This is a genomic window from Vulcanococcus sp., assembly GCF_044369115.1.
Taxonomy (GTDB): Bacteria; Cyanobacteriota; Cyanobacteriia; order PCC-6307; family Cyanobiaceae; genus Vulcanococcus.
In genome coordinates, this window is the sequence record NZ_JBIPMN010000278.1 from 1 (window position 1) to 4440 (window position 4440).

The window sequence follows — 4440 nt, forward strand, 5'->3', positions numbered from 1 at the left end:
AGCCCGACTCGCCGCGTTTCAACCTCCGAGCTGCATCGATACCGAGCACGGCTCTCGCCCTATGATGTTGTACAGGAAGCTGGACAGATCGATGCAGGTCGTCAGTTTTTCTGAGGCCATGACCAACCCCCAGCTCACTAAGAACCTGCTTGCCGTGATTCGTAGCCTGCCGGCTGACGATCGCAGCTGGCTGCTCAGGCAGCTGGAGCAGGACAACAGCGACCTGAGTCACGGTGACCTGGCTGAGATGGCTGTGGCCGGGCGAGCTTTTGATGACCTGGCCGCTGAGCCAGACCTCTACAGCTTCTCCGAGGGAGAAGCGATCGTTGCCGGCTGATGCTCAGCCGTTACGACATCGTGCTGGTTGCCTTCCCCTTCACGGATGGGCCGGCGGTCAAGCCGCGGCCGGCTTTGGTGATCACCACCAGTGATCGCCATGGGGATGTGCTTTTGGCCTTCATCAGCTCCAACATCAGCGGCCCAACTGCCAGCGATGAACTCGACATCCCTGCCGAACATCCAGGTTTCTCAGGCGCCAGCCTGAAGGTGAGCTCGAGGCTGCGGCTCAGCCGCATGACAACCCTGGCCTTGCCATTGGTGAAACGGCGCATCGGACGGCTACCGCTGGCCTTGCAGACGACCTGCCAGCAGGTGCTGCAGCGGGTGATCGGCGGCCAAGGCTGAGCGTTCAACTGTTGTCCAGTTCGTCACGTCTCGGCAATAGCCCCTGACCTCTCTGGGGCTGCGGCCCCTGTGCCATGGGCCTCACCCTGATCGAGGCAGCCAAGTACGAGAACCGGCTCGAGCACCTCGCGGTGCTCAAGACCTTCTCAGAAGGCGAACTGCTCGCCCGGCTGCCGTTCATGAACATTGCCGGCAGCGGCCTCTTTTATTCAGCAGAACAGGAATTGCCCTCGGTGGGCTTTCGCGCCGTCAACGAGGGCTACAGCCAGAGCTATGGCGTGGTCGACCAGCGCGCCGAGGCGGTGCACCTGTTTGGCGGGGACGTCGATGTGGACCGCTCGATCGTGGATCTGATGGGCCCAGAAGCCCGCGCCAGCCAGATCGAGATGAAGGTGCGCTCGATGCGGCTCACCCTGGAGGCCACCTTGATCAATGGCGACACCGCCAGCAACCCCCGCGCCTTTGACGGCCTGAGCAAGCGCCTGCCGCCGGGCAACCCGATGGCGTTCAACAACGCCGGCAAGACAGCAGCCGGTGCACCGCTGAGCTTTGACCACCTCGATGAGCTGATCGATTCGGTCAATGCCCACGGCGGCAGCAAGGTGCTGGTGATGAGCAAGGCGATGCGCCGTCAGCTCAATGCCCTGGCCCGTGCCACGATCGGCGGAGGGATCTACCAGACCAGCACCAACTCCTACGGGATGACGGTGCACCGCTACCAAGATTGCGACATCCTCACCGTCGATCGCGATGCCCAGGGCATTGAGGTCATGGGTTACGACGAGCCTGGCGGCACCAGCTCGATCTACTGCTGCACCTTTGGTGATCAGGGCGTCACCGGCCTGCAGGGCCCCTTCCATGGCCGCTACGGCATTTCGGTTCGCGATCTGGGCGAGGTGCCCGATGCCCCGGTGTTTCGCACCCGCGTCGATTGGTACGTGGGCTTTGCCGTGCTGCAACTCCGCAGCGCCGGCCGTTTGTTCAACATCACACCCGCTGCCTGAACCATGGCCACGCGCAACGGCAATCCCCTGATCGATGCGGAGACCACCCTGGTGGGCTGGACCAACCGCAGCGCCACACGCCCTGAGCCCCACACCTACCTCTCGGGTGAGGCGGTGCAGCTCAACACCAAGCTCGATGCGGCCGCGCGCTTTTCGCTGGTGGTCTCCAGTCCCGGTTCGGACAACCCCCTGCAGGTGCAACTGTTTTTGGCACCGGTGCTGCGTGATGGCAGCCGGGGTCAATGGATCCCCTCGCTGGTGGTCGCCCTGCCCAAGGAAGGCGGCCGGGTGGAGGCCTTCCTCAGTGGCTATGACCTGCAGATCGACCCGGCGGATCTGGGGTCGGTGACCCTGCCCTGCATCTGCTTTGCCAAGGCTGAGGTCTCACCGATGCGGGTCGAAGGCATGCACGTCGGCCTGACCGCCACCGTCCCCGCATAAGAGAGCAGCGATGGCCAGGCAACGCAAAACACCAACAAGCGAACCGGCGACAACTGAGCAGCTGCAGGCCGATGACGAACTCGGCCGTCCCGCGGCAGGCCCGCCGCCTCGCATGCCCTCGCCGCTCCAGAGCGCTACTGCACAGACCCTGCGCCACGCAGGCGGGATGGTGCGGATCTGCAAGGGCGATCAGCAGCGCTGCATCTGGCCGGTGCACCTGAGCGGCTGGCAGCAACTGGGCTGGCAGCTGGTGAATCAGAGCGAGCAGCCGGGCCGCAAGCAGCAGGGCCACAGGCAGCTGGATCCAGGTCCTGCCTCAGTTAGCACCACGGCTGAATCTGTGACCTGGGCCATCGCAGAAGACCTCAGCCCAGCAGCGGATCCAGAGCTGATTGATCCCATCGAGGCAAGGGAGCCCATCGAGGCCATGGAGGACGGGCGCCCCATGCCCACCACCGACGGAGACACCACCGATGTCTGAGCAACTCAATGAACCGCGTGATCAGGGCTGGTTGATCAAGGACCACCACCTGCGCGTGCTCAACCGCACCGGCGAGACCATTGCCATGGAGGCCTTGGATGCCGGCGGCGACAACTGGATCCAACGGGGCGACGAGGGGGAACTGCGCTGGAACCAGAACCCCATCAAGCCGGTGGATGACACCGACACCTTCGTCAAATTCACCCTGCCGCAGTTCGATCCAGGCCCGGTGTTCGTGATGGAGCTGCTCAACGCCGCCTTTCAACGGCCTGGGGTGCAACTCACGGGCCCTTTAGGCGTCAATCCGCCCGAGTGGCAGTGGCTGAGCGAGGGGGATCAAGTGTGCTTTGTCTTCAACAAGCAGTCGCTCTCGAACCCCAACGTGCCGGCGTTCACGGTGAGCCGCAAACCCAACAGCAGCTTCATCGAGTGGTTTGTGGACCTGACCGTCTGCGCATCAACCCATGGAGGAAGCGATGGCGAGGCCTGAGGACGCACCGCTGTTCGCCGACCGCATGGCGCGGGATGTGACGGCGAACTACACCCTGGTTCCCGATGACCAGTACTACTTCCTGATCTGCAACAGCGAGCAACCGATCACCGTGACGGTGCCGGCCAAGCCCGTGCTCACCGGCGGCCAGGGCACCCTCTATTACGTCTGGCGCTACGGCAGCGGCAGCGTCAACCTTCGCTTTGACGCCGGGCTCTCCTACCTGGCCCCCAACGGGCTGAGCATTCCGGCGATGGGGGAGTACCTGGTGATCTACCAGAACTCGGCCACCGACTTCGCCGTCAACATCTCCAGCGGCAGCACCGGTCCGGCGGGCCCTGCTGGTGCTGCCGGACCACCGGGCCCCCAGGGACCGGAAGGCCCCCGGGGCGAGCGCGGTTGGCGCGGTGATCCAGGCCTCCCCGGCCCCCAAGGCCCAGCAGGCAAGGACGGCAACAGCCTGGCGATCCTGGGTTTCTATGCCAGCGCGGCTGAACTGATCGCCGCCCATCCGAGCGGCTCGGCAGGCGATTGCTACCTGGTTGGCACCCCTGGCCATCTGTTCAGCTGGAACGACGACACCGCCGCCTGGGTGGATGCCGGCGTGATCGAGGGACCGCAGGGGCCAGCTGGACCCCAAGGGGCCCAAGGCCCACAGGGGGTTCAGGGACCCCAGGGACAGCAAGGCGAACCAGGACAACAGGGAAACCAGGGTGATGCCGGCCCTGCTGGACCCATTGGCCCCGCGGGCCCCGTTGGACCTGCTGGCCCCGCAGGTCCGCCCGCTGATGGCCTGATCACCGTCAAACGCGAGGCCAGCACGAACTACACCCTGGGCGCCGGCGACAACAACGTGTTGTTTGTGGCCCACGGCCAGCCGCTGACGCTTTGGTTGCCCTCTACCGCCGAGCAAAGCGCGCTGCCCACCGGCAGCCACGTGCGGCTGGCGGACTTAGACCCGCAGGACGCCAGCACCAATGCCCAGTTCAGCCCCACCTGGGGGGCGCGGCTGATCGCACCCCTGGGCCGCATGGCCGCTGCCGCTGGACAAGCCATTGAAGCGATCAAGGTCAGCGATGACACCTGGCTGCTGAGCGGTCAGTGCGCCATCAACCCCCAGCCGCCAGCGCCACGGCCGATTGCCCAGCTTGCCGGTGGGACCGGCGAGAACCCCGATGGCACGGTGCTGCCGGACACGATCCGGGTCGGTTGGAGCACCCCCTTGCTGGGCATCGCCCAGATCTGGCTCGAAATCCTGGACCCCGACAAATCCAGCACCCTGTTTCAAGGCCCGGTGGATCCGGCTGCCTCCTGGTGGCAGTCCCAGCCTTATCAGTTCA

General features: G+C 65.0%; 6 protein-coding genes and 1 pseudogene. All 7 read left to right on the plus strand.

Features of this window, described 5'->3' with window-relative positions:
* On the plus strand, positions 1-337 hold a 337-nt coding region (locus ACIQ2E_RS14865; RefSeq protein ID WP_398332238.1), incomplete at its 5' end, for a hypothetical protein.
* Entirely contained in the window at positions 337-684 is a 348-nt protein-coding gene (locus ACIQ2E_RS14870; RefSeq protein WP_398332240.1) for a type II toxin-antitoxin system PemK/MazF family toxin, read from the plus strand. The genes ACIQ2E_RS14865 and ACIQ2E_RS14870, both read left to right, overlap by 1 nt.
* Positions 685-758: 74 nt before the next feature.
* Positions 759-1688 (plus strand): major capsid protein, encoded by a 930-nt coding sequence (locus ACIQ2E_RS14875; protein ID WP_398332242.1) that lies wholly within the window; start codon positions 759-761, stop codon positions 1686-1688.
* A 3-nt stretch (positions 1689-1691) separates the two neighbouring features.
* Positions 1692-2129, plus strand: coding sequence for a hypothetical protein (locus ACIQ2E_RS14880; RefSeq protein ID WP_398332244.1), 438 nt, complete (start codon positions 1692-1694; stop codon positions 2127-2129).
* A gap of 10 nt (positions 2130-2139) precedes the next feature.
* Positions 2140-2610: a hypothetical protein gene (locus tag ACIQ2E_RS14885; protein WP_398332246.1), complete on the plus strand. Its 471-nt coding sequence runs from the start codon at positions 2140-2142 to the stop codon at positions 2608-2610.
* Complete coding sequence (locus ACIQ2E_RS14890; RefSeq protein WP_398332248.1) at positions 2603-3100, plus strand: hypothetical protein; 498 nt, start codon at positions 2603-2605, stop codon at positions 3098-3100. The genes ACIQ2E_RS14885 and ACIQ2E_RS14890 overlap by 8 nt, the downstream gene beginning before the upstream one ends.
* Positions 3087-4440, plus strand: a pseudogene (locus ACIQ2E_RS14895) (hypothetical protein); the annotation flags it as partial. The gene ACIQ2E_RS14890 and the pseudogene ACIQ2E_RS14895, both read left to right, overlap by 14 nt.